Here is a 539-nt window from a genome sequence, read left to right as displayed (position 1 = left end):
GTTCCGGACGCCCCGCACTTGACCGTAAGTGTCGCGTACACATTGGCCCCCGACGACGAACGCGACGCCCAGTAACGCAGGCTGCACACGCATTCAAGATCGCCCGTTACAGGATTCAGGGCGACAAGCGCGAGTGACCGAATCCGTTCCTTCGTCTCGTCGTGATTACGGCCGTTTGCGCTGCATCCGTCGAATGTTACGCGCATGCGTCACTCGCGTACGCATAGCCGTCGTGTTCGCGAATCGGTTCCCCGTCTTCGGTAAGTGCCACGCACTCACCCGCCGCGCGGCCGTGAAGCTCGCGCGCGGCTTGCACCCATTCGAGATATTCGCGGATCGGGGCGTTACTGCGCTCCGTGTCCAAAACGGTTCCCAAATTGCTGACGATGATTTGATAGCGTGCCATGGTCTTACCCTTGTTGTGCTTCGTGATGGGTGAGCGCGATTTGCGCGATAGCTTCGGTCGCGCCTTCGCGGAACCGGTACGAATGGAATTTTCCGACAGTATCCAGTGCGCCAGCAGCGGACAGAGAACGCAC

Annotated in this window: 1 protein-coding gene; it reads right to left on the bottom strand. The window is 59.9% G+C overall.

Annotation, left to right across the window (positions count from 1 at the left end):
• Nucleotides 1-196 precede the first annotated feature (196 nt).
• Nucleotides 197-539, bottom strand: a 343-nt coding sequence (locus tag AC1RO3_RS08425; protein ID WP_481763995.1) for a hypothetical protein, incomplete at its 5' end; no start/stop codon positions are given.

This window comes from Dellaglioa sp. CoH-57-MRSF-19 (assembly GCF_056781975.1).
Note: the sequence above shows the minus strand (reverse complement) of the source record. Positions and strands in the feature narration are given on the sequence as shown.